The organism is Paraburkholderia nemoris (genome assembly GCF_905221015.1).
GTDB lineage: Bacteria > Pseudomonadota > Gammaproteobacteria > Burkholderiales > Burkholderiaceae > Paraburkholderia > Paraburkholderia nemoris.
Genome location: NZ_CAJNBO010000033.1, coordinates 49,579 through 72,109, shown reverse-complemented (window position 1 = coordinate 72,109; position 22,531 = coordinate 49,579). Strand labels below are relative to the sequence as shown.

The following is a 22,531-nucleotide window of genomic DNA, read 5'->3' as shown; positions in this document are numbered from 1 at the left end:
GCACTTCCGAAACCCATACACTTATCCACAACCGGTCCTTCTTCAGACCGGTCTCCACCCCGGCTCAAAGCTCGGTCGGCGCGGTGGCTCAAAATTCACTCGGCGCGGACAAGCCACCGTTCAATCATCGATTCTTGAATGCAAAAACGACAACGAGGACCGCGACAAGTGCTGCAAGCCATTTCAAACTGGCGACAAGCTTGCCGAGCTTATCCACCAGTGCATTAATCGAATTCGCCTCGCCTACGTTTGTTTGCTGTTGCCCCTCGTGTGATCTCTCGCTGTGGTCGAGCGGGCCGAAGTTGACTTTTCCGAAATCGAGTGCGAGATGAACAACGTATCCGCTCGCGATTTCCGGCGATTCCGCGGCGCTGCCTTCCTTGCCCGGCCGGAGGAACAGAACCGCTTGCCCAGGGAAGTCAGCAAACACCTGCCCCAACGTATAAACGTTCCTTAGACACAGGCCGACCTTGACCGCAGCAAGCCGGCCGGCCTCAACGCCCTCGATGAGCGCCTTCATGCTGCTTTCCGGCACGTGACAAGACGCCCACCACTGATCGGGTTCCTGCATCTCCCTGTCCGGGCGGTTATAGCCGAGCCTTGCAGTGCCCAGTGGGACGTCCGAGAAAGTTGTACCGAGTGCGTCTTGCCATTCCCGAAGGCCATGCCGGTCTGCCGATCGGATTTCCCTGGCCGCAAAGCAGATCTGGACCACGCGCGTGCTGTTCACCGGTTCCCCAATAATTGACAGGCGAACGTCATCGAAGGAAGCCGTCCCACGGACACAGGTAGTAAGGGTGGATTGCGTTTCTCCCTCTGCGGGTTCCAGTTGCTGAACGACCTGGAGATCCTGCAAGGTAAGCCAGAGTGAGCTTGCAGGGTAAAACGTCGTCGCGTTGCCATCAGGCCCGACGTGTTCGAGCGAGTGGCCACTGCCCTCTCTCACGCCAATTCCACGGCTCCCCTCGCGATTGGCCACATGTACTTTTTCATCGAGGCGCGGATGGGCGCTCACCGCGAGTTGCTCCGGATCAGGCGGTGTCAGGTAATTCCTTGTCGCGCTGTTCAGGCTATCCAGAATATCGCCACGCTGGCGGATCTCCACGATGAGCTGCCGCTCGCGATCTGTCGGTGCCGCACGTGTGCCTGACAGGATCTCGCCAAAACGATCGGCGAGTCGAAGCGCGTTGGGTGCTGCGGTTTCGGCCGCCCCCTTCGGAATCTGCCTCGCGGTAGGATCGGTGCCAGGCGGCGGCTGCGGAGCAGCGACCGCCACGAGTGAAGGCAGTAACCGGGTTAAGAGGCTCGCATAGAGGGGAAGTATTGGCAGGAATACACCGGCGAGAACCAGATTGAACAGCGTGTGAAAATCCGCAACCACGCGTGCGTTGTCCGGTTCCATGGTAACCATGAAGCGGCCGATTGGTCCGAGCGCCGCGAGGGCCGCCACAACGCCGATCAATCGCGTGAGCAGGTTTCCGACCGGTAGCCGCTTCGATGTGGGATCGTATGGTCCTGTGCCCGCCAGCACGGGGTTGATGGCGGTGCCGAGGTTCGCGCCCATCACCAGTGCAAAAGCCGTATTGGGAGGAACCACGTTCCGCGCACAAAGCGAGGTGATGAGCAGAACAGCCGCGACGTTCGAATCCGCGGCCCAGGTCAAGCCCGCAGCGAGCAGAACATCGACGACCGGTACGGTGGAAGCAGCGCCCAGCAGCATGCGCAGGCTGGGGGCATCCTCGTAGTCGGTCATCAGTTCAAGCAGATGGTGCAGCGCGAGCAGCATCAAGCCCAGACCAATGAACATGCGTCCCAGGTCGTGTGCACGTGTGTTCGATACCTTGCGGAACATCAGCGCGCCGACCAGGATCAGGGCCGGCGAAACGGCTGCCGCGAGGTCGAACGACAGTACCTGCACGATCAATGTCACGCCGACGTTTGCGCCAAGCATTACCGCAAGCGCTGGCACAAGTCCGACGCTCCCCTCAGCAGCGAGGCCCTCAATCATGAGTCCGGTTGTCGTGCTGCTTTGCAATACCGCGGTCGCACCCGTCCCGGCCAGGAAAGCGCGGAAGCCACCGCGCAGCGACCTGCCGAGGAGTGATCGAAGTCCGGCACCGAATGCCCGGTGCATGCCGGTTTGAACCATCTGGGTGCCCAATAGCAGCAGAGCAACGGAGCCAGCGAGATCGATCAGCGTGAACGTCGTTATCATGATTTGGACTCCTGGCGTCCAACCGTTGCTCATGCGACTTCGCCACTGCCCCGCCCCTTGCGTGGCCGAGCGTTGCGGCGAATCGATGCCGGTTGCCTGAACCCCTTAAGCATGGCTGGCACTCAACTACCCCGGCGCGTGGTCAGCACGCTAGAGTTGCATAAGCAAAAAAATGCCCGATCGCGTAGTGAGCCAGTCTAACGCGATATCTTCCCGATTGTTGGAGGGGAAAACAACAATTCTTCACGGATTCTCGCATTCGGCATCGGGGTGTCTGTCGGGATAGCACCTGTGAGATTGCCGCGCCGTATTTTGGACAGCATTTACAATGCCCGATAAAGGTCTGCCGGCGTTACATCACCGCCGGTTTCGACTGATTCTCAGGAAATCAAGCGTACAGGGAGAGAACGAAAGACAGAGCGACCGTCGTGTGTGTGCGGGAAAACCGGATTCTGCTGGTTGCCAGAGAACGATCAAGATGGGCGTTACCCGGCGGGAGAATCCGTCGGGACGAGACGCCCCTGGAAGCTGCGCGACGTGAACTGGTGGAAGAAACAACGCTTGTTGCTGGTGAGTTGACATACCTCTTTCAATTTACCGGTTTCAACACCTTGCACTATGTCTTTTTCGCTGACGTTGCGCACCATGCAAGCGTACAGCCCAGCAACGAGATCGCGAAGTGCAGGTGGTTCGCCCCGGTCAAGATAGCGACGCTTTCCGCCAGCATCCCTACTCGTGGAATCGTAGAGCTTTTCTTCCGGTATATCCGCACTCTGGTATCGGACGACGTCCAGCGGATTTCGCAGCAGGCGGAACAGGTGAGTCCATGAACCGCACTTATCGCTATCACGGATTCGATGTTGAGGTGGCCGTCGAGGCTGACTTAAGCTGGCGGGTCGGACGCAGTGGGGGCCATGTCGCGGTCGTGAGAATCTGCAAGGCCGGTGGCGCTCTTGCCGTTTTCTCCCCGTTGCGTTTTGGCGAATCTCAAGGCAAGCCATTTTTCAGCAAAACTGACGCGCTCATGGGCGGCTATAGCGCGGGACGACGGATCGTCGATGATTTGTTCAGTTCATGACACGCGTCCACGCCGTCCCGGAAACATAGCCTTCCATCTAAGAATGAATCAATGACGAGTGACTGTTGTGGGGCCGATGACCCGTCATTTGTCGGCGCTCCGCGATTGTCTCTTGTTGACCGAACTCGGCCTTGCTGAGCTCGCTTTGCCGACCTACTGCGCCGCTTCGCTCGATCAGCGAGAACGTCTATTGCCCACATCGCCAAATCTGCCAGCTTTATCGGCGGCGTCCTCTACTCGCCCGCATTGGCGAGATACACTTCTCTGAGGATGGCGCTTCATCCTATGGATTGATCAAACATTTTGCGAGGACACGATGACATCAGACTTCGAGCCAACGGTCATACCGGCTGGAGAGTCGGCCGGGCTATTCGACACCGCATGCACCCGCGTGCGAGACATGACTCGCGCGCGCTGCGCAGTCGTGATCGTCATTGACGGCGAATCGGGATCAGGGTATTCCGTGGTCGGCCCACTTGAGGCGCAGGTTCTTTTGCCAGACATCCTGCATAAGATGGCAGACACCTTGCGCGGGCAGCTCTCGAAAAATCTGCAGTAACTTGCCGTTCGTCTCGCCCTACGTGTCCAACAGGCGGCCTATCATGAATGGCTGGCAAACGATTGTCGACGTGCCGAAGCACTGGCGTAGGTCTATAACAGTATTGCGGCCGACGACGACGTGCTGCCTGCTTGCCGGCCCCGACGCTGGTAATTCAACCTTGGAGGGTTAGCGAATACAACCTGATGAATCCATGCTTTGTCTGTTGGAATCCCGATTGGCTAAGTATCGGAGGTGATCATGAAGTACGAGTACCGCGGTTGGGTCATTGACGCGACCCCGGAATTTGCGCTTGGACAGTTCTTCGCACATGCGCGGATCATCCAGGCATCGCCTGACGATGATGCGGACACTGAAATGCACATCGAGCGCAATCTGGCCTGGTTCGATAACGAAGACGAGGCGATCGAGCTTGCGCGCCAATGGGCGATTGAATGGATCGACGCGCGCGACGATAGCCTCGCCACCACGGACGTTGATTCATCGACACAGCAGGACGATATGTCGGAGAAGGCCTCGGCCAGGTGAAAGTCCAGATACGCAGCCCTGATGCCGAACGACCGGCGATGTACCCATTTCGCAACGGCTGCGTCAGCGGTTGAAATAAACCTAGCTAGCGCAGATGCGCCAATGCGGCGTCTCGCAAATATTCAGACGAGACACCCGATTGCCAGGCAACCAGGGATGTGTAGCATGGAACCACGTCAGCGCCTCTTGCGCGACGTGTGTGTTTGGGCCGCAGCAATGTCTGCGGCTTTTTTATACTTCAGCCCCTCTTCCGCATTTTGCGCAAGCCGCAGCGCCGCGAACTTCGACGGCAAACGACTCTCGCGGACTTATCGAAGGGAAAACGGCGGCTTCGGACGTCGCCGACCGTCGATATGGGCCTTGGCGTATTCAATCGCAAACCTGCACGCCGCACCCTCGGATGCGAAGTAACCAAGGATGCCAAATGTTTCACGTTTGCCATTCGGGTGCGTAACTATCACTGCTGCTGCGTAGCCTGAGATGGAAACCGGGGCCAGAGGCATGATCGTCGATGCCTTATATTCCACGGGATCAGCGTGCATGGCATGTCGCTCCTTGTCGTCGTTCGGCGAGCCAACGGTGACGCCTTAAATGTCCTATCCTAGGACAACCGGGCGACCATCAAAAGGTGCGGAGTCCAACTGGCGTCGAGTGCGGTTCGGCGGTCCTCCGCAGGCATATAAGACTGCTTCAGACGCGGGGCGGGCCTCAGGTCCTGCCGGGTTTTCGTATGCTAGTTCAAGGTTCGGCACGGGCTTGCCTTCTCTCAGGTTCTAGCTGCCCCTCGGAAGCTAGACCTTTTCAAAGCCGGCTTCGTGCCGGCTTTTTTTGCAATACACACGCATCGACGGCTGTCCCAGGTCACGAGATAACGATTCTTAAGATTTCCTTCAGCAGCCTCCGATAAATTAGTTCCACGCGATCATGCGCCACTGATTGCAAGCTCGGCAGTGGATGTGCGCGTACATAAAAAATTGACAGACGTGATGCAACGGGGAAAACAGATGGCGCCGCCATGGCGAATGCTCGAGCAGTTTACGTGCTTGAACTGGCACAACGTTGTTCGTACATCAGCAGCACCCTGAATCCGGACACGCGGAACAGAGCTATCGCTGAAGTTCGCGGCGAATTTCGCAAACAGCACGGCGAACGGGAAGAAACACTCTTTCAGAAACTGCTTGCAGAGGATCTGCAACGTCGGGGCAAGCCGGATGCCGCAGCAACAGTGCTCGACTTCAAATTTACCAGGCCGTAAGCGTGGACTGCATGTCTCCGCTGAACGTCTGTAATTGCTGCTGTTGACCTCAGTCGAGCACTCCCGGATATCGCAGACGACAGAGAAGCAGAGCCATGGCTACGGCTACTTATTCAATGGAGATCAGTGATGCGACTCCCCAACAGTAGCTTCTGCGTCGACAGCGTTCCCACGTTCTCCGTCGGTCGCTTTTTTGCGCAAGCGCGGATTTCTCAGGTCCACCCCGCCACCCACGAACAGGTCGCGATCTTCGCGTCCATAAACCTTCCAGATTTCGCCACTGAGGCTGAGGCCATAGCGTTCTCGAACAAATGGGCGATCGAGTGGATTCATGAGAATCTTCTCGAAATCACTGCCGCCAAAGGTGCATACGCCTAGCGATCGATAGCGCAGGTCGCCAATCGCGCGCTTACCCACGATCACCGTTTGACTGGTAGTCAGACAGGCTATCCGGCCTCTTCCCCCGCGATTTCTTCGTTCGACGCAGCGCGGCTCAAATCTGAGCGAGGCGTTTCAGGCGTAAGCGTCTCATAATCTATTCCGCATACCATGCGGAGTTCTCAGGTTCTAGCTCACCCGGACGCTAGTTCCTTTCAAGCCGGCTTCGCGCCGGCTTTTTTTCGCCGCGTACGCTCCCCACGACGTGCGTCACATCGCGCTGGAATGATGCTTCCCCACCTGAGAAGACCCGTCAAAGTGACCTTGAACGGCTCAGGAGGATTGCCTACTGCGCAAACGTCTTGCAGAACTGGAAGCGTCCCCGGGCGCGTAAATGGGCAGCAACGTGACCACCGCACCAGATTGATACGGCGCGATATCCGGCATCACATACTCTCGTCGAGGCTCCAGGCGGCCAGACCGCTCCATGCACTGGACAGGAGGCGTGACGTATCACTCCACAGGCGGCTCACCTTCGCCACGCGTCCTGACGCGCCTGGCTTCCGCTTCGTCACGTCGCGGCATCTTGCTTTTCTCGTTATCGCTGTGCTTCACCGGTTGCGGAGGCCTGAGTTTTTCGTCAACGTCAGTCATGACTTTCCTCCCTAGAATTTCCTGGTGGCCCGGCGGTAATCGTTGGGCCTGTATTGCAATGTGGAAAACGTCACGCGAGTGCGGCTTTACGGGCGTCGATCGCCTCATCTCTCCAGATCAGAGCCGCGATCGAGGTCATTACTGGGTCGTGAAATATCTCACATCTTGATGTTCTTCCGATCTGCCAGATTCGTCAAGAGGACCGTTCTCCTGTGCTCCCGCTAGTAGCGGAGGAGGTTGAGCGAGCCCATTCATCCTCATTCATCCTCATTCATCGTACGTTTCCGGCAGCGACCTCGATCACCTCGCTGTTGGCAGAGCAGATGACCCCATATATCACGGCGTGATATATAATTGGATCAGGCGTTCGCATCGGAATCCGGGTTGCATTGAAAATGCAACCGGTGCCAGAGAAAACCTGGACCCGCGACAGCGGCCACGGTTTGCCGGCAAAAAAACTTCACTCGAGGGTTTGACGACGCAGTCTCACTGCTACATGAAGGAGAAGGCGCAATGGTCATTAATAACGATTTTGAAATCAGCTACCTGCTGATTGCGTTTGCACTGCTTGGCACGATCCTGGTTGGCGAGCTGCTCAGCACGCTGCAGTTGCAACGCTGGCATCCCAAGCTACTGGGTGCAGCAGTGGGCGCGTTACTGGGTTTCGTGCTGATCGAGGCCGTACCGATGTTCACCTGAACAATTTCGTGGAGGGCCAGTCCGATCGCTCGACTGGACGATGCCGCGAAGGTTGGCAAAGGAATTCACCATGGCCCCGTTCAACCGGATCCTTCTCTGCTACGACGCCACACCCGAAGGGCGCCTCGCGCTGCGTTTCGGTGCGGCCCTCGCGCAGCAGTTGCAAGCTGAAACCCATCTGCTCTCGGTCTTCGACTACACCTACTGGTCAAACGGGTTCGACGTTATGTCGTCGATGAAATTCGAAGTCGATGAGCAGGCGGCACGAGAGACCCTGCGTGAGGGAATTGACTGGCTGCGGGCATGGGGTGTGACTGCAACGGGACATTATTCGGTCGGAAATGCGATTGACCAGATTTCCCGCCTGGCGGACGCATTGAAGGTCGACCTGATCGTCATTGGACATCATCCGCACGGTTTCTTTGCGCGCTGGTGGTCGGGCGAAAACCACGCATTGCTGCTTGATCGCGTATCTTGCGGCGTCCTGTTCAAGGTGGCCGCCTGACGGTCCTGCGCGAATTTGAATCGTGGCGGCCAGGAGCTCTTATTGAACGCACAACCCTGATGGAGGCGAAGATGATAATGGATCTTCTGGTGCAGATTGTTATTGCGGGCGCAGTGCTGGTGCTGGTGGTCCTTTTTGTCATTGCACAGGCTCCGGGAGACAATCCTCGCGAACGGATCTTCCGGCATGCCGCCGGCAAGCACTGGTGGAACCGCACGCTTCACGGACCTCGACGGTGACGACGGTTCGTCTACAGTGCTGGCCAGAGAAAGATCACGTGCTGGTCGTCGCCAGTGTGCTTGTGACGCATGTCTCCCGTGTGCCATCGTCTACTGTCGGGGCAGCAGCCGTTCGGCCACTTCACCAGCATAAAGGGTCCGCTCGATAGCATATCGAGCGTCGTACGGCCGTACGCGCTGACCACCCTCATCGGAATATCAGGGAAATAAGGCGCAGCCGCTTCATTGGCTGGCGCAGCCCCCCAAGTCCTGACTGGCTCGCCGACGTTCCGGTTGACGCACGATCTTGAGCCAGCATCTTGTGATTGGGCGCAGGGATGCGCGCCTGCCCAAGCCGGCGCACAGATGCCGCACGCGGCGAAAGTCGCTGCGAACAGGCGCGGTGCAATCCATCGTTTCATCCGGGCGTCCTTCAGCGGGCGGTGCGGCACGCAACCGGCATGAACTCGCGCTGCTATGCGGCGTCTACAGCCCCCAGATAATGTCGGCATTCTGTTTGCTGGCTTCACGCATCATGTCGAGGAATGGCCAGGCCCGCTGCGAAAGTCCACTGCCGGATTCCTGACGGCGTTCGTGGGAATACTGCAGTGATTCGAGGGCGATCTCCGCTTTTTCATCGTCCGAAATCGCCGTTTCGAGACGACTGATTGCACGCGGCAACTCATCGTGGAGAATGACCCCGCGCGTATCGAGCCGCTTGCCCACGAGACCCAGCAGATATTGCGCGAGATCTCTGAGCATGACGACATCGGGCGTGGCGGGCGATTGAAATGTGATCAGCATGATGGCTCCTTGCTTCGATCTATATTGCGCTATCGCACCGAAAAGCCATTCGGGCTTGCCCCCGCAGGCTCATGCAACGCGTCTTTGCGCTGTGACGCAACACGCCGGGCGGAACCGGTGATCGTCATCCTGTGATGGCGGCCGGGGGCCTTCACGATGACTGGCTTTATGCATCGGAGCGAAGCACGGCATCCCCATGGGCGCATGCCATCCAGACAAATCATCCTTGTTGTTTCATCCGGACTGCTCCTGTTCAAGAGTCCGTCACGAGAAGGCCTGCCTTCATTTTATATCACGATGTGATCTATTCAAGCTGCGAATGCCGTCAGCAGGACCAATCTGAACCATGCACAGTACCAGGCTTAACCCCTGGCCAGCCCGGTACTGCTGGGCGTTGACGATCCGGAGCGCACCTTTATATCACAATGAAATATAATCATGACGACGCGTTCTTTCGTTTCGCGAGGATTTCGCCGTAAGGTGTGGCCTCGTCCCATGTGATACCGCCCCCTTACTTTCCTATTCGAATCTTGTCCCGCTACGCTCTTGTTCGCTGGTTTTCCAGCTTCGCTCCCCATCCCATCGCCGTCCGGTGGCCGGAACGCCTGAGATCGTGTCTCGGCGCATTGCTTGGGATTGCGTTCACCGGCGGGACAATGCACGTCCTTCTCGGGCCGGCAGCGAACATTCCGCTCCTCGTGGCGCCAATGGGCGCTTCGGCCGTGCTGCTGTTTGCGGTTCCCGCCAGTCCGCTTGCGCAACCGTGGTCCATCATCGGCGGCAATATCGTCTCTGCGACGGTCGGCGTTGCCTGCGCAGGCTGGATTGCCGATCCGGTAGGCGCCGCCGCTTTGGCCGTTTCGCTGGCGATCTGTGCGATGTTCGCGCTGCGGTGTGTTCACCCTCCGTCGGGCGCGGTCGCGCTGACCGCGGTTCTGGGCGGTCCTGCTGTGCACGCGCTCGGCTATCGATTTGTGGCTGAGCCGATTGCGATCCAGTCGGTGATGCTGCTCTGCGCGGCTATCGTCTATCACGCTGCGACCGGGCATCGATATCCGCACGTCGCGCAGGGTCCGGGCAAAGGCGCGGCCGCGTCTTCTGCGGCGGCGAACGAAGGTTTCACGCGCGCGGATCTCGAGGCGGTGCTGAACCGGCGCGGGGAATTGCTCGATATCGACACGGACGATCTGGAGTCCCTGCTGCGCGACGTTCAGTTGCAGGCCTACGCCCGCACGTTCAATGAACTGACGTGCGCGGACATCATGTCGCGCTCGCTGGTCGCCGTATCGGCGAACACGAGGGCGTCGGCCGCATGGAGTCTGCTGAAGCAGCGCCATATCAAAGCACTTCCGGTCACTGACGAAAGGCAGCACGTGATCGGCATAGTGACCCGCGCCGATCTTGTCGACAAACGGGCGTATAGCAAAGGGACCGGTTTGTCGTCACCCATGCAACGCTGGTTCCGGCGCAGCATCACGCCGGCGCCGCTCGTCGGTGCGTTGATGAACGTCGACGTTCACACGGTCGACGCTGCGACGCCGATCGTCGAACTGGTGCCGGTGTTTGCGAACTATGGACACCACCACATCCCGGTTCTGGACTCGAATCAGCGGCTCGCCGGAATGATCACGCAGGCCGACCTCATCGCGGGACTTTATCGTCAGGCTTACGCGAAGCAGCGACGCGCGGCATAGCGCTATCACAGACGCTTGCGCATGCTCACACGCATAAATATCACGGCGCGATATAATTAGAGTTTTACTTATTTCTCCACGGAACGCCGATGAAAACACTCGCTCGCGGCTTGACCAAGACGGACTTCGAGCAGTTGTCCGAGTTTCGCTACCAGATGCGGCGCTTTGAGCGTTTTTCTGAGCAGGCCGCCCAGGGCGAAGGCATCACACCGTTGCAGTATCTGCTGCTCCTGCATATCAAGGGTTATCCGGAGCGCGACTGGGCGACCGTCGGCGAGCTTGCGGAACGGCTTCAGGCGCAGCATCACGGCGTGGTCGCGCTCGTATCCCGTTGTGAGGCGCTCGATCTGGTCCGCAGAAAAGTCAGTGAGACGGACCGCCGCCAGGTCGAGGTTCATCTGTTGAAAGCGGGCGAGCAGGTGCTGGCCCGTCTCGCCGAAATGCACCGCGCCGAACTGAAGTCGCTTGAGGGCGCGTTTAATGTTCCCCGGATTGATTTCTGAGTCACCTTTTTGAGTCCCCATGAGTCTCGATACCCATAAGCGCGATTTTTCCACCAACGCGCGACTTCCCGGCATTTCCGCACTCGCTGCGGGGATCGGCGCCCTGAGCACGCTCGCGGCATTTGTGCTGTTGAGCCTGATTCATCTGTTCACCAATCTGTTTTTCTTCCAGCAATTTTCGTTTGCGGACCGCTCGCCGGCCCTCAACACGTTAGGTATCTGGGTGGTGGTCGTTCCTGTGATCGGCGGCCTCATCGTGGGTTTCATGGCCCGTTATGGCTCGGAGAAGATCCGTGGCCACGGCATTCCCGAAGCGATCGAAGCCATCCTGTTCGGCAAGAGCCGCATGTCGCCGAAAGTGGCGATTCTCAAACCGCTGTCGTCCGGCATTGTGATCGGCAGCGGCGGGCCGTTCGGCGCGGAAGGCCCGATCATCATGACAGGCGGTGCACTGGGGTCGCTGATCGCGCAGTGCGTGAAGGTCACGTCCGCGGAGCGCAAGACGTTGCTGGTCGCCGGCGCGGCGGCAGGCATGACGGCGGTCTTTGGTACACCAGTGGCGGCCGTGCTGCTGGCGGTCGAACTGCTGCTGTTCGAATGGCGTCCGCGTAGTTTTCTGCCGGTCGCGCTCGCGTGCGCCGTCGCGGGTTTTGCGCGTGCGGCATTCTTCGGCACGGGGCCGCTGTTTCCGCTCGAGACTGCGCCGCCCGGCGCGCTGTCGCTGGTGTCCTGCGTCATTGCAGGCCTGATGTCCGGCGCGCTCGCGTCGGGCCTGTCAGCCGCTTTGTACAAGACTGAAGACCTGTTCGGCAAGCTGCCCATTCACTGGATGTGGTGGCCCGCGCTCGGCGGCCTCGTCGTCGGCATCGGCGGCTTTCTCGAACCTCGCGCGCTGGGCGTCGGCTACGATGTGATCGGCGATCTGTTGCACCAGCACATTGCCATTCAGATCGCTTTGGCGATCCTGATCGTGAAGGCGATCATCTGGGTCGTGGCGTTGGGCTCGGGCACTTCAGGCGGTGTCCTGGCGCCGTTGCTCATGCTGGGTGCGGGGCTCGGCGTCGTGCTCGGTCACGTGTTGCCTGGCGGTGAACCAGCCCTGTGGCCGCTCGTCTGCATGGCGGCCACACTTGGTGCCACGCTGGGCGCGCCGTTGACAGCCATCGTGTTCGCTTTCGGCCTCACGCACGACAGCAACGCATTGCTGCCGCTGCTCGCTGCGACGCTGATCGCGCACGGGTTTGCAACGGTCGTCATGAAGCGCTCCATCATGACCGAGAAAATTGCCCGGCGTGGCTATCACATCTACCGGGAATACGGCGTCGATCCGCTTGAGCGCCACCACGTCGATGAGGTGATGTCGCGTACGGTCGAGACAATCGATGGCGATATGTCCGTGAGTGAAGCGCTAGCGACGTTCTTCGGAGCGACCCAGACACATCGCGCCTATCCGGTCGTGCGTCAGGGCCTGCTGACGGGTGTGGTCGATCGGGCGCTACTGGAAAAAATTCGTGATGACGAGGCCGCGGATTCGCTCGAGTCGCGCCTCGCTGACGTGTTGCGCCACCGTTCCCCCGCATTTGCATTGCCGAGCGAAACCTGCCGGCTCGTCGCAACTCGGCTTGCGGTGCACGGTCTCGAACGCTTGCCCGTAGTCACGGACTCCGAGACGTTGCAACTGGTCGGCATTGTGTCGCGCAGCGATCTGGTCAAGCCGTCTCTTGCCCACTTCGACGAAGAGCACAAGAAAGAACGCTTCCGGCGCTTGCCAATCCACGCCGGCAAGCGGCACTTTCCTCCGGTTCCGTAGGTCAGCGGCTAGTCGGCTGCCAGGCACAGATACGCGCTTCTTCCGTGCCCCTTCGGGGGCACACCTCGCCTGCCTTTCCCGCCCCTCCTGCATTTCCCGCTGATTCAGCACCCGTTCTCTGGACAATATCGTCCCCACGTTGCGAAGCCATGTCGCGCTCCTCATGGCCATTCCGCAACCGTGTCAAAGAAACGCGCATCGCGGGCCGTGTCCGTAAACGGGAACGGGATTCGCACACGTGACATCCAATACCGTATCCAGGATCGAATCGGCCCCGGATCGCGTGCGGACCGACTCGGACTTGCCATGATTACTCCGGAGATGCGACATGAAGATAATCAGCGCAGCACTGTTCGGCGCACTCGCCAGCGCACTCACGTTTACCAGCCTCCCTGGCTGGGCACAGAGCGCTGGTCCCACTGATCCTCAGATCGCCGCTATCGTCGTGACCGCCAATCAGGTGGATATCGACGCGGGCAAGCTCGCGGAATCGAAAACGAAGTCGAAGGATGTCAAAGCGTTCGCGCAACGCATGATCACCGATCATAGCGGCGTCAACAAGGCCGCCACCGACCTTGTGCATAAACTCGGCGTGACGCCGGAAGACAATCCGACGAGCCAGAGCCTCAAGCAAGGCGGTGACGGGAACCTCGCCAACCTGAAAACGCTGAAGGGCCCACAGTTCGACCGGGCGTATATCGACCACGAGGTGACTTACCACGAGAGCGTCCTCGACGCGCTGGACAAGACGTTGATTCCGAATGCGCAGAACGCCGAACTGAAGGCGCTTCTCGTCAAGGTGCGTCCGGCCTTTGTCGCGCATCTCGAGCACGCGAAGCATCTGCAGGCTGAGTTGGGCAAGAGCGGTGGGTAATCCGGCACTCTGCGTAGCCGGACAGCGCCGGGGCAGGTTACGCACCAGCGCCTTTATCCTTGCCTACGCTTTCGTTGCGATCATGGCGACTTCGCTGGCGGGCTTTTGCGAGGCCGCAGGCACAACGTACCAGGTCGTTATCGAACAGATGCGCTTCGATCCGCCGGTGCTTACGGTGCACCGCGGAGATCGTGTGGTGTGGGTGAACAGGGATCTGTTTCCTCATACGGTGACTGGAATGTCGAAGGCGTTCGATTCACACGAAATCTCGCCAAATGCATCGTGGAGTTACGTGGCGCGCCAGACGGGCCGTTATCGGTACTTGTGCACGCTCCACACCACAATGCGTGGCACACTGATCGTGCAATGAGGGATAAAAGATGAGTGAGGGCGACCCGGCGAGGCGGCCATGACAGACATCGCTGAAGCACATTCAACGTTTGCCGCAGGCGACGAACGCGAGGTGGTCCGCCGCATCGTCGCGGGAGATCGATCAGCGTTCGAATGGCTGATGCGGCAGCACAATCGGCGCCTGTATCGTCTGGCACGCGCCACCTTGCGTGACGGAACAGAAGCGGAAGACGCGCTGCAGGCCGCGTATCTGTCAGCCCACAGATCGATTACCCGGTTTCGCGGAGATGCGACGCTCTTTACCTGGCTGTCCCGCCTGGTCCTCAACGAATGCTATGGACGCCTGCGCCGGGCGGCACGCCGGCAGAACGTAATTCCCATGGTGGACGCGAACACCCATGTCGATATCGATGCCATGACCGCGCAAGATTCCGACTCCCCAGACAAGGCGGTAGCGCGCGCCGAGTTGAGAGCCTTGCTCGAGCGCAAGCTGGATGAACTGCCGGAAGTCTTTCGCGTTGTGTTTGTGCTGCGTTCTGTCGAGGAATTAAGCGTCGAGGAGACGGCACAGTGTCTCGACATCCCGGAAGCGACAGTGCGCAGCCGGCATTTCCGCGCCAGGAGCCTTCTGCGCGAATCGTTGGCACACGATATCGATCTCGCCGAGCGTGACGTATTCGAATTCGGCGGCGCCCACTGCGACCGGCTGGTCGCCAACGTCCTTTCGCGAGTAGCTGGCAAGGATGACCAGAACGGTAGCGCACCGGCGATATAAATCGCCTCTTCTCGTCGGCGCCTGTCGCTGCATCTGGGCGATAGCGGGCATTCTCGCCGTGACGGCAAGCTCGAGCGCGGAAGCGCGGGCGATCAGGATCATATCGGGTACCTATGGCACGAACTGCGGAACGTCACGACGCGATGCGACTCATGACCTCGCGCGTCAGTGCGACGGATTGCAGACCTGCCCGTACATCCTGCAAAAGGCACTCCCCGGTGCGCCATCCAAAGGATGCCACGGGGACCACATGGACTTTCGTGTCGAATGGCGGTGCACCGATACCGAATTCCACACTGCCACGCTCAGCGCCGAAGCAGGACCTGGCAGTCGACTCGTGCTGAGTTGCGTCGAAGCGACCGGCCCTGGCAGATAGACTTCGCCGTGCCACCGGCCACGTTCGACGTGAACGCGTCAGGATCAGGGACGTTGATCATCTGGCGAACGGTTCACGAACGACATCAGGTGTGCACGCATAACGACGCGATCCGCGACGAGGCATCCTTTGCCTCACTCAACAGCCGATCGATGACCTCAGCAACGCTAGCGACCCGATCGACGAGCGATGCCGATTCGCCGGCATAGAGCGCCATCTGCTCAAGATCTCCCGCCGTGCTGCGCAATGGCGAATCGGTGCTGAACCGGTAAATCGGCCGCCCGTTGTCGTAGGCGATCAGATCGCGCGGCAGCCTGTCCGGGTGGTGTCCGAGCAGGTTATTTCCAGCTCTCCCGGTCACGCTGTTTGCCAGGACGCGCACGGGAGAGTGAGGCGGCCAGTTAATCGCAAACAGATCGGTATAGACCGTATCCCCAGCCTGGGCGGCGAGAATGCGCTGCTTGTGATAGTCATGCGCGAAAGACTCATGCGTGGCAAGAAAAAGCGTACCGCAGTGAATTCCTGCCGCGCCGAGCGCGAGCGCCGCTATGAGGCCTGCGCCTGTCGCGAACCCGCCCGACGCGACAACCGGGATACGCACATGCCTCACAATCTCGGGAAGTAACGTCAGGATCCCCGTACGCCCCCGCACGTGGCCGCCTGCTTCAATACCCTGTGCAATCACGACATCGGCCCCCGCCTGTTCAGCGGCGAGCGCGCCCTCGAGTGAACCGACCTGATAGAGCACCAGCACGCCGGCATCTTTCGCTCGGGCGACCACGTCAGCTACGACGTCCCAGAAGAAACATATCGCGGGAACGCGGGCGGCCAGACAGACATCGAGTTCTGCCGCGAGGAGACTTGGGTCCGTCGCGGATGGGATCAGATTGACGCCGAACGGCTGATCCGTGGCAGCCCGCACCGCAGCAATCTCGCGGGAGATCCGCTCAGGCGATTCGCGCACCATACCCAGCAGGCCAAATCCGCCTGCATGGGAAACGGCGGCTGCAAGCCCGGAACGCGCCGGACCGCCCATTCCCGCTGAGATCACGGGATACCGACACCCCAGCAGCCGGGTCAGTGGCGTAGCAAACGACGTCATCTCTATAGCCATCGGAATACCTTTTCGATAGAGGATGGAAGTGCCCTGAAGATCGACGAGTTGACTCCCGCCAGCGCCCACCAGTCCGGTGACGGGCACCGCCATTTGTGCAATCCGGGAACAGCTTCCGTCACTTCATATCATGACATGATTGTTTCGAAAGACGGACTCATACCGCTCCTGCCCGAACCAGTCAGGTAGTCAGAGTAAAACACAAATACATCACATGATGATATATAATGATCTCGAGGTGATGTGATCTCCATCGTTGTGCTGCCGCGCTCCTGAGCGACGGCCATTCGAACGGTTGCACATCCGCCGCCCGGCTGCTGGATAGCGGGGTTTCCTGAATCGGAGCGAGTGACGATATGTCTGCATTCGGGCGCATCCTGTTGTGTTATGACGCAACCCGTGAAGGGCGGCGGGCGTTACGTCATGGCGCCTCATTAGCGGAGCAGCTTAATGCGGAAACGCACCTGCTTGCCGTTCTGAATAGCCTGGCGTGGACGCAAGGGGCCGACGTTGCGTCGGCCGTGCCGTTCGACGCATTGGAGCAGTCTGCGAGGGAGATACTCCACGACGGCATCGAGACGCTCGCTGCGCGCGGCGTCATCGCAACGCCTCATTTCGCGATTGGCGACCCGCTGGTCCATATCCCGTTTTTTGCCCGTGAGTTGAAGGCCGATCTGGTCGTCGTGGGACATCGCCGAAGCGGCCCGGTGCGGCGATGGTGGAGTGGCAATAACGATAGATTGCTGCTGGACAGGATTTCCTGCGCAGTACTGGTCGCTATGGACCCAGAACACGCGAACGCTCACGATCCGGTAGAGACACTCTCCGCTCATGCATAAGGGCATCGAAAAAAGCTCGTAGCCGAACGATCCGACAGCCGTGGTTTTCACCCCTCGCGAATACTATGGAACATGACCTACAGAACCATTGAGGCCGTCATTGGCAACACCTCACTCGTCGAACTCGTTCGTCTGCCAGATGAAACGATCCGGGCGCGCAACAACGTCATCCTCGGCAAGCTGGAGGGCACCAACCCTGCGGGTTCGGTCAAGGATCGCGCGGCACTCTCGATGATCAGAGGGGCCGAGCGTCGCGCACGCATACGGCCTGGCGACGTGCTGATCGAAGCGACCAGTGGCAACACTGGCATCGCACTCGCCATGGTGGCCGCGCTGCGGGGCTACCGGATGGTGCTGCTCATGCCGGAGGATGTCTCAGAGGAACGGTGTCGCAGCATGGCGGCGTATGGCGCCGAAATAATTCTGACGCCTGCCAAGGGCGGTATGGAGTGCGCGCGGGACATCGCTGCGCAGATGGAACAGGAAGGCCGCGGCATCGTTCTCGATCAGTTCTCCAATCCCGACAATCCGCTTGCACATTACGAAGGCACCGGTCCGGAGATCTGGCGTGAAACTCAGGGACGCGTAACGCATTTCGTTTCGGCCATGGGGACGACCGGAACCATCATGGGTGCAAGCCGGTTTCTGAAGGAACAGAATTCCGCCGTTCAGATCGTCGGGGTGCAACCTGACGAGGGCTCGCGGATTCCAGGCATACGCAAATGGGCCGACGGATATCTGCCGGCATTCTTTGAACCCACGCGGATCGATCGAACCGAGTCGGTGGGTCAGGCAACGGCTGAAGCCGCAGCGCAACGTCTTGCCGCGATCGAGGGGATTTTCTGCGGGATTTCAGCGGGCGGCGCATGCGCGGTGGCAATGCGCATTGCCCGGGAAGTTGAAAATGCTACGATCGTGTTTGTTATTTGCGATCGGGGCGATCGTTATCTATCGACTGGCGCGTTTCCAGCGTGATGGACATCGCGAGATGCTTGTCTGGCACTGAACGCGATCTCGGAAGACGGAGCCGATCGTGAGCGCCGACGAGGGCTGGGCATTGCTAGTTCCATTGGTGGCCGGATGCTGTGTCCCAAGCGTCGCTCTTTCTTAAGTTCATGGCAATAACGACTACCCACCCAATTCCAGAAGCGCAACATGTTGGCGGTGTCGATGCCGAAACTGGCGACGGCCTAAGCGATGGACGACACCGCGACAAAGTGCCGGTGTATCACGCGCTCGTCGCCCGGCTTGCGCAGGCTCCCCGCGCGGGCCAGATGGGCGTTGGTCAGCGTCTCCTGCGTTGTGAAGGTTTTCGGACAGACGAAAAACAGTGTCTCCTTGGGGTTGAGATCGCGCGTGGCTTCCGAGAAATCCGTATCGTCGACGTTCGAGGTAAAGCTCGATGTCATGTCGCGCTGGTTGTAATGACGCGGCGCTTTGTGAGCCATCGCCGGGCCGAGACCGAAGCCTCAGATGCCGATATTGCACTACTGGAGCGCAGCGCGTCGCTCAGTCACATTGATTGTTGCGCTTCTGAACATGGCATCGATCGGCTCCGCGAGGCTGCATTCGCCAGCAAGCTTCCCGAGGTGCGCGGTCGTCCCGTCGATCACCCTGTTCTTCAGGTAGTCGAGGTAAAGACCGGCTGCGTCGACGCTCAGGCGCTCGCCCCACCGGGGTCGTTGCCGAAGAGCTGCCGCAGACGTAGGCGAGAGTGAGCCAAACCGTGGGAGCTGAATTCAAGCCGCTCGGTGCGCATTCGGTGAGTTCGCAGCTACAGAAGCCCTGGCTAACTCGGCAAGTCTCTCAACCGAAAATTCTTCGTTGAGAACTGCAACCCTAACCAGCGCTAGATAGTGGGCTCCCTTGTCCGTCCATCGCATTTGCTGCTTCTTCGCCATGCGGTGGCTGACCACCAGGTTCACCGCGGACTCGGCAATGCTGCTGCTGATTGGTTGCCCCTTGTGATAGCGCATGCCATAGTTCACGAGCGCACCGGCGTTGTTCTCGATGTAAAAAAACAGACGGCGCAGGTTCCAGTATAACGTCGAATACTCATAGCCGTCGTTCACCATGAGCGTGGCATCCAATGTTTTGATACGGAATACTGATTGCTGGCCCCTTCCATGCCAAACCAGCCACTTGGCGTGATCGATCGCTGTCTCTACTGCAATTCGGTCGTCGGGCTCGATCGTTTTGTTTCCGAACACCGAACTCCTGGCAGCCTTGAACTTCATCGCTATGTGAAACCAGTCCAGGATCCTTGCTCTGGCGAGCTGGCTGCCGTCCACAGCCTTGCAAAATTCGCCGGCGTCATCGCTAATCACGGTTACTCGCTCGTCTTGACCCACGCCACTTTCAAAGAGGAATTGGTCTAGCCGTGCGGGCGCCGATGGCACCATCTTATGCACATACGCAAAGAGACGCGGGGTGTGATCAGCGAGAGTTGCTCGGCCCGCGACGACGTTGACATGTCGATCCTGAGTCAACTTCTGCGCCCAGGGCGATTTCAGCTCGGCAAGGTCGCGCGCCGCTTTGCGGCTCCTGGGGCTGCTGCTAAAGCGCAACCACGCCGAGTCAACGCTCACGCAACCCACGGTGGTCGATTCTCGAACCTGCACTGTGCTCTCCACTTTTGGTCCAGACGCGATATCGCGCTCAATCTGCGCGTCCAGCGCGCTACCAACGGTAAGGATCCGACGACGGGTGCTACCGAAGGAGATCCCTTTGTCCAGCGGGAGGACCTCCCGAAGCAACTCGGTGGCTTGACGGTAGGGTAGATGGGCGGCCCACCTGGCCTGCAGGTACTCCAATTCCGGCGTCACACGTTGACGTACAGCCTTGCACAGCGGACTCACAGAGCGGCGCGGTTGCCCCGGCTTTGCCGCGCAGCTACACGTCCACAGCCTCGGGCTCGGCACTTTGACCTTGCCAAACACGGTTCGCAGCGCGATCGACCGGGCGTCCTTGTGCGCCAGCATCGAGCCACAACGGTGGCAAGCCAATTGGCTCTCCATCCACCCGGCAGTCTGCTCTGACACCAGTAACGATTGAACCTCGGCGAGCAAGGCGCGGCCTTCGGCAAGTGTGAGTCCCAGGTCGGCGACGCTCCGGTCCTTTCGTTCCACAACAGCAACGGTCGTCGCTTCAGTCTCACTCGTTTTCCCACCCTCCAGGCGGGCCTCGATGATCAGTCGCATAGCAACTCCGATCGGTTGGCAACGTCGCCAGCGTAGCTGATACAGCGAGGTTGCCGGGCGGGCTCGCTGGGCCCTCTTCGTTAGAAACTTCGCAGGTTCCACGCGCCGCATCCCATCGGGTAAGGCGCCGTCGCGCCGTCTATGACGGCGGTCAAGTCGACGGAAATGGCCTCCCACGGTTTGGTTCACTCTCGTCTACGCCTCCGGGACGAGATCTTCAGTACTACTGCCGAGCAAGATCGTCACCGATCAGTTGCGCTGCTATTCGGCGACAAAGGCTGAGATAGCCCAAGTGGCAAACGTCAAGACTGTCTTCGTCAATGCCAATGCGGGTTTGCAACCGGACCAAAAAAAGCCATCTGCCCCGCACCAAGGCGAGTGCCGTGTGGCTTGCGCAAGCATGAGAGCGCTCAGGTCTTCCCATCGAGTCGGACCCATTCGTCAACGTTTCGCGCGCAGGTGACATCCGCAGGGACATTTGTTACGGGCTTCGCTTAACTGCAAACGGCTCGGCGAGCGCTTTGCAGCGTGGCAGGCATTCTGCCGGGCAGGCTTCTTGCTGTCCTTCTCACGGGTCATTGACTAACGCTTATCGCTGGGAACAAACATGCGTCTGCTATATCGTCTGACTGCTTCGCTGGTTTTGCCGCTTGCCGCCTGCGCCCTCGGACCATCAAGTTCAAGCGATACCGGTTTCGGCAGCTCGCCCGCCATGCCTGCTCCACAATCGACGTTCATTCCCATGGTCAACATCGCGCCCGTTCAGGCGCGCCCCGCCGGTTTCGTACCCACCGCTCCCAACGGCTTTTCCGTCACCGAGTTCGCCGGCGGCCTGGCGCATCCGCGCTGGCTTTACACGCTGCCTAACGGCGACGTACTGGTGGCGGAAAGCGATGCACCCAAAGAGCACGACGAAGGAAGTGGCATATTTGGCTGGATCAGACGACAGGTCATGAAGCGCGCTGGTGCGGGGGTGACGAGTCCCGATCGCATCGTGCTGTTACGCGATGCAATCGGCAGTGGCATCGCCCAGACGCAAACCGTGTTTCTCCGCGGCCTGCGCTCGCCGTTCGGAATGGCGCTCATTGGCAATAAACTCTACGTTGCCGATACGGACGCCCTGCTGCGTTTCGACTATGCGACGGACGCCACCCAGATAACCAGCCCTGGGCTTAAGGTTGCCGACTTGCCAGCCGGCCCGATCAATCATCACTGGACAAAGAATATCCTCGCGGATCACTCAGGCAAGCATCTATACATTACCGTAGGCTCAAATAGCAACGCGGGAGAAAACGGAATCGACGCCGAACAGGGCCGCGCACGTATCCTTGAGTTTGACGTAGACACCGCTCGCTTGCGTCCCTATGCAACAGGATTGCGCAATGCCAACGGCCTCGCGTGGCAACCGGACAGCGGCGCGTTGTGGACGGCAGTCAACGAGCGGGACGATCTCGGTAACAACCTTGTACCGGACTACATGACCGCCGTAAAAGATGGAGCGTTCTATGGCTTTCCCTATAGCTATTACGGGCAGCACGTCGACACACGCGTCAAACCTCAACGCCCTGATCTGGTCGCCACGGCCATCGCTCCGGACTATGCCCTCGGCAATCATACGGCGTCGCTAGGTCTTGTCTTTTACGACCAGACGCTGTTCCCAACGCACTATCGGGGCGGCGCATTTGTTGGTCAGCATGGATCATGGAACCGCAAGCCGCGCACCGGCTATAAAGTGGTATTCGTGCCATTTGTCGGCGGGAAGCCTGCGGGCGCCCCGGAGGATTTTCTGAGCGGCTTCCTGACGGCGGATGGCCACGCCGTGGGACGACCTGTCGGCGTCGCGCTGGATGCGCACGGGGCCTTGCTCGTGGCGGACGACGTCGGTAACACCGTCTGGCGAATCGCACCGGATAGCAGCATCAACTCGGCGCATATTTTGTCGCCGGGAAAATGAATCCGTGCTCAAGTTCAAAAAAGAATAGTTGAAAGTGCCGTGCTACACATCCAGCGCAAGTGAATCGCATATAGCACGCGAGCAGCATGGCGTGAACCGGTCGCTCTTCGCCTTCTCCAGTGGAGTCAGATCGTAGTCCCCGTGCGCC

The 22,531-nt window shown here is 59.5% G+C and carries 24 protein-coding genes and 1 pseudogene; 18 read left to right on the top strand and 7 right to left on the bottom strand.

The genetic code is table 11. The features are described from left to right. Positions 1-124: 124 nt before the first annotated feature. Positions 125-2,215 carry a Na/Pi cotransporter family protein gene (locus KHO33_RS35435; RefSeq protein WP_200567435.1) on the bottom strand — a complete coding sequence of 697 codons (2,091 nt, stop codon included), beginning with the start codon at positions 2,213-2,215 and terminating at the stop codon, positions 125-127. Positions 2,216-2,643: 428 nt separating this feature from the next. Here KHO33_RS35435 and KHO33_RS35430 point away from each other — a divergent pair, with 428 nt between their 5' ends. The 6 genes from KHO33_RS35430 (at position 2,644) to KHO33_RS35405 (ending at position 6,013) form a co-directional block, all read left to right on the top strand. Continuing rightward, positions 2,644-3,045, top strand: a complete 402-nt coding sequence (locus KHO33_RS35430; protein ID WP_200567434.1) for an NUDIX hydrolase — start codon at positions 2,644-2,646, stop codon at positions 3,043-3,045. Further along, positions 3,042-3,293, top strand: a complete 252-nt coding sequence (locus KHO33_RS35425; protein ID WP_200567433.1) for a hypothetical protein — start codon at positions 3,042-3,044, stop codon at positions 3,291-3,293. The genes KHO33_RS35430 and KHO33_RS35425 overlap by 4 nt, the downstream gene beginning before the upstream one ends. 316 nt (positions 3,294-3,609) lie before the next feature. Next, positions 3,610-3,852: a hypothetical protein gene (locus KHO33_RS35420; protein WP_211629254.1), complete on the top strand. Its 243-nt coding sequence runs from the start codon at positions 3,610-3,612 to the stop codon at positions 3,850-3,852. Between the two features lie 240 nt (positions 3,853-4,092). After that, on the top strand, positions 4,093-4,380 hold the full coding sequence (locus KHO33_RS35415; RefSeq protein WP_200567432.1) for a hypothetical protein: 288 nt from the start codon (positions 4,093-4,095) through the stop codon (positions 4,378-4,380). 1,015 nt (positions 4,381-5,395) lie between these two features. After that, complete coding sequence (locus KHO33_RS35410) at positions 5,396-5,635, top strand: hypothetical protein (protein ID WP_200567431.1); 240 nt, start codon at positions 5,396-5,398, stop codon at positions 5,633-5,635. Between the two features lie 129 nt (positions 5,636-5,764). Next, the gene (locus KHO33_RS35405; protein ID WP_200567430.1) at positions 5,765-6,013 is read left to right on the top strand and encodes a hypothetical protein; all 249 of its coding nucleotides are present in this window, start codon (positions 5,765-5,767) and stop codon (positions 6,011-6,013) included. Between the two features lie 513 nt (positions 6,014-6,526). Here the strand turns inward: KHO33_RS35405 and KHO33_RS35400 are convergent. After that, complete coding sequence (locus KHO33_RS35400) at positions 6,527-6,667, bottom strand: hypothetical protein (RefSeq protein ID WP_200567429.1); 141 nt, start codon at positions 6,665-6,667, stop codon at positions 6,527-6,529. Positions 6,668-7,180: 513 nt separating this feature from the next. On the opposite strand from KHO33_RS35400, the gene KHO33_RS35395 reads away from it, so the two are divergent. From KHO33_RS35395 to KHO33_RS35385, 3 genes are all read left to right on the top strand, one after another. Beyond that, positions 7,181-7,366: a hypothetical protein gene (locus KHO33_RS35395; protein ID WP_200567428.1), complete on the top strand. Its 186-nt coding sequence runs from the start codon at positions 7,181-7,183 to the stop codon at positions 7,364-7,366. A gap of 70 nt (positions 7,367-7,436) precedes the next feature. Next, a complete protein-coding gene (locus KHO33_RS35390) occupies positions 7,437-7,871 on the top strand; it encodes a universal stress protein (protein WP_200567427.1) in 435 nt (144 codons plus the stop codon). Between the two features lie 77 nt (positions 7,872-7,948). Further along, positions 7,949-8,110 (top strand): hypothetical protein, encoded by a 162-nt coding sequence (locus KHO33_RS35385; protein ID WP_200567426.1) that lies wholly within the window; start codon positions 7,949-7,951, stop codon positions 8,108-8,110. Positions 8,111-8,575: 465 nt separating this feature from the next. Here KHO33_RS35385 and KHO33_RS35380 read toward each other — a convergent pair whose 3' ends face one another. After that, positions 8,576-8,893, bottom strand: coding sequence for a DUF1840 domain-containing protein (locus KHO33_RS35380; protein ID WP_200567425.1), 318 nt, complete (start codon positions 8,891-8,893; stop codon positions 8,576-8,578). A gap of 530 nt (positions 8,894-9,423) precedes the next feature. Between KHO33_RS35380 and KHO33_RS35375 the strand changes: the two genes are divergently transcribed. From KHO33_RS35375 to KHO33_RS35350, 6 genes are all read left to right on the top strand, one after another. Then, positions 9,424-10,587 carry an HPP family protein gene (locus tag KHO33_RS35375; protein ID WP_200567424.1) on the top strand — a complete coding sequence of 388 codons (1,164 nt, stop codon included), beginning with the start codon at positions 9,424-9,426 and terminating at the stop codon, positions 10,585-10,587. Between the two features lie 89 nt (positions 10,588-10,676). Next, complete coding sequence (locus KHO33_RS35370; protein WP_200567423.1) at positions 10,677-11,090, top strand: MarR family winged helix-turn-helix transcriptional regulator; 414 nt, start codon at positions 10,677-10,679, stop codon at positions 11,088-11,090. Between the two features lie 19 nt (positions 11,091-11,109). Further along, on the top strand, positions 11,110-12,900 hold the full coding sequence (locus tag KHO33_RS35365; RefSeq protein ID WP_200567422.1) for a chloride channel protein: 1,791 nt from the start codon (positions 11,110-11,112) through the stop codon (positions 12,898-12,900). A 328-nt stretch (positions 12,901-13,228) separates the two neighbouring features. Beyond that, the gene (locus tag KHO33_RS35360) at positions 13,229-13,774 is read left to right on the top strand and encodes a DUF4142 domain-containing protein (protein ID WP_200567421.1); all 546 of its coding nucleotides are present in this window, start codon (positions 13,229-13,231) and stop codon (positions 13,772-13,774) included. A 55-nt stretch (positions 13,775-13,829) separates the two neighbouring features. Next, positions 13,830-14,144, top strand: a complete 315-nt coding sequence (locus KHO33_RS35355; RefSeq protein ID WP_268963039.1) for a cupredoxin domain-containing protein — start codon at positions 13,830-13,832, stop codon at positions 14,142-14,144. Positions 14,145-14,183: 39 nt separating this feature from the next. Beyond that, positions 14,184-14,900, top strand: coding sequence for an RNA polymerase sigma factor (locus tag KHO33_RS35350; RefSeq protein WP_200567420.1), 717 nt, complete (start codon positions 14,184-14,186; stop codon positions 14,898-14,900). A 461-nt stretch (positions 14,901-15,361) separates the two neighbouring features. Here the strand turns inward: KHO33_RS35350 and KHO33_RS35345 are convergent, their stop codons facing one another. After that, positions 15,362-16,483, bottom strand: a complete 1,122-nt coding sequence (locus tag KHO33_RS35345; RefSeq protein WP_234480797.1) for an NAD(P)H-dependent flavin oxidoreductase — start codon at positions 16,481-16,483, stop codon at positions 15,362-15,364. Positions 16,484-16,746: 263 nt separating this feature from the next. On the opposite strand from KHO33_RS35345, the gene KHO33_RS35340 reads away from it, so the two are divergent. Next, complete coding sequence (locus KHO33_RS35340) at positions 16,747-17,229, top strand: universal stress protein (RefSeq protein WP_200567419.1); 483 nt, start codon at positions 16,747-16,749, stop codon at positions 17,227-17,229. A 72-nt stretch (positions 17,230-17,301) separates the two neighbouring features. Continuing rightward, the gene (cysM, locus tag KHO33_RS35335) at positions 17,302-18,204 is read left to right on the top strand and encodes a cysteine synthase CysM (RefSeq protein WP_200567418.1); all 903 of its coding nucleotides are present in this window, start codon (positions 17,302-17,304) and stop codon (positions 18,202-18,204) included. Here cysM and KHO33_RS42325 read toward each other — a convergent pair. The 3 genes and pseudogenes from KHO33_RS42325 to KHO33_RS35315 form a co-directional block, all read right to left on the bottom strand. Next, positions 18,174-18,680: pseudogene (locus KHO33_RS42325) on the bottom strand (hypothetical protein); the annotation flags it as partial. The gene cysM and the pseudogene KHO33_RS42325 overlap by 31 nt on opposite strands. Positions 18,681-18,716: 36 nt before the next feature. Next, entirely contained in the window at positions 18,717-18,854 is a 138-nt protein-coding gene (locus tag KHO33_RS43030; protein ID WP_407946211.1) for a hypothetical protein, read from the bottom strand. Positions 18,855-18,968: 114 nt separating this feature from the next. Then, the gene (locus tag KHO33_RS35315; RefSeq protein ID WP_200567414.1) at positions 18,969-20,429 is read right to left on the bottom strand and encodes an ISKra4 family transposase; all 1,461 of its coding nucleotides are present in this window, start codon (positions 20,427-20,429) and stop codon (positions 18,969-18,971) included. Between the two features lie 607 nt (positions 20,430-21,036). Here KHO33_RS35315 and KHO33_RS35310 point away from each other — a divergent pair. Beyond that, entirely contained in the window at positions 21,037-22,383 is a 1,347-nt protein-coding gene (locus KHO33_RS35310) for a PQQ-dependent sugar dehydrogenase (RefSeq protein ID WP_200567413.1), read from the top strand. The last annotated feature ends 148 nt before the right edge of the window (positions 22,384-22,531 follow it).

Bases quoted from the DNA above. Each gene is read 5' to 3' on its own strand.
- KHO33_RS35385 (WP_200567426.1), top strand. From the start codon at position 7,949: ATGGATCTTCTGGTGCAGATTGTTATTGCGGGCGCAGTGCTGGTGCTG.
- KHO33_RS35340 (WP_200567419.1), top strand. From the start codon at position 16,747: ATGTCTGCATTCGGGCGCATCCTGTTGTGTTATGACGCAACCCGTGAA.
- KHO33_RS35350 (WP_200567420.1), top strand. From the start codon at position 14,184: ATGACAGACATCGCTGAAGCACATTCAACGTTTGCCGCAGGCGACGAA.
- KHO33_RS35405 (WP_200567430.1), top strand. From the start codon at position 5,765: ATGCGACTCCCCAACAGTAGCTTCTGCGTCGACAGCGTTCCCACGTTC.
- KHO33_RS35310 (WP_200567413.1), top strand. From the start codon at position 21,037: ATGCGTCTGCTATATCGTCTGACTGCTTCGCTGGTTTTGCCGCTTGCC.
- KHO33_RS35410 (WP_200567431.1), top strand. From the start codon at position 5,396: ATGGCGAATGCTCGAGCAGTTTACGTGCTTGAACTGGCACAACGTTGT.
- KHO33_RS35315 (WP_200567414.1), bottom strand. From the start codon at position 20,429: ATGCGACTGATCATCGAGGCCCGCCTGGAGGGTGGGAAAACGAGTGAG.
- KHO33_RS35415 (WP_200567432.1), top strand. From the start codon at position 4,093: ATGAAGTACGAGTACCGCGGTTGGGTCATTGACGCGACCCCGGAATTT.
- KHO33_RS35380 (WP_200567425.1), bottom strand. From the start codon at position 8,893: ATGCTGATCACATTTCAATCGCCCGCCACGCCCGATGTCGTCATGCTC.
- KHO33_RS35360 (WP_200567421.1), top strand. From the start codon at position 13,229: ATGAAGATAATCAGCGCAGCACTGTTCGGCGCACTCGCCAGCGCACTC.
- KHO33_RS35365 (WP_200567422.1), top strand. From the start codon at position 11,110: ATGAGTCTCGATACCCATAAGCGCGATTTTTCCACCAACGCGCGACTT.
- cysM (WP_200567418.1), top strand. From the start codon at position 17,302: ATGACCTACAGAACCATTGAGGCCGTCATTGGCAACACCTCACTCGTC.
- KHO33_RS35395 (WP_200567428.1), top strand. From the start codon at position 7,181: ATGGTCATTAATAACGATTTTGAAATCAGCTACCTGCTGATTGCGTTT.
- KHO33_RS35370 (WP_200567423.1), top strand. From the start codon at position 10,677: ATGAAAACACTCGCTCGCGGCTTGACCAAGACGGACTTCGAGCAGTTG.
- KHO33_RS35390 (WP_200567427.1), top strand. From the start codon at position 7,437: ATGGCCCCGTTCAACCGGATCCTTCTCTGCTACGACGCCACACCCGAA.
- KHO33_RS35345 (WP_234480797.1), bottom strand. From the start codon at position 16,483: ATGGCGGTGCCCGTCACCGGACTGGTGGGCGCTGGCGGGAGTCAACTC.
- KHO33_RS35400 (WP_200567429.1), bottom strand. From the start codon at position 6,667: ATGACTGACGTTGACGAAAAACTCAGGCCTCCGCAACCGGTGAAGCAC.
- KHO33_RS35425 (WP_200567433.1), top strand. From the start codon at position 3,042: ATGAACCGCACTTATCGCTATCACGGATTCGATGTTGAGGTGGCCGTC.
- KHO33_RS35420 (WP_211629254.1), top strand. From the start codon at position 3,610: ATGACATCAGACTTCGAGCCAACGGTCATACCGGCTGGAGAGTCGGCC.
- KHO33_RS35435 (WP_200567435.1), bottom strand. From the start codon at position 2,215: ATGATAACGACGTTCACGCTGATCGATCTCGCTGGCTCCGTTGCTCTG.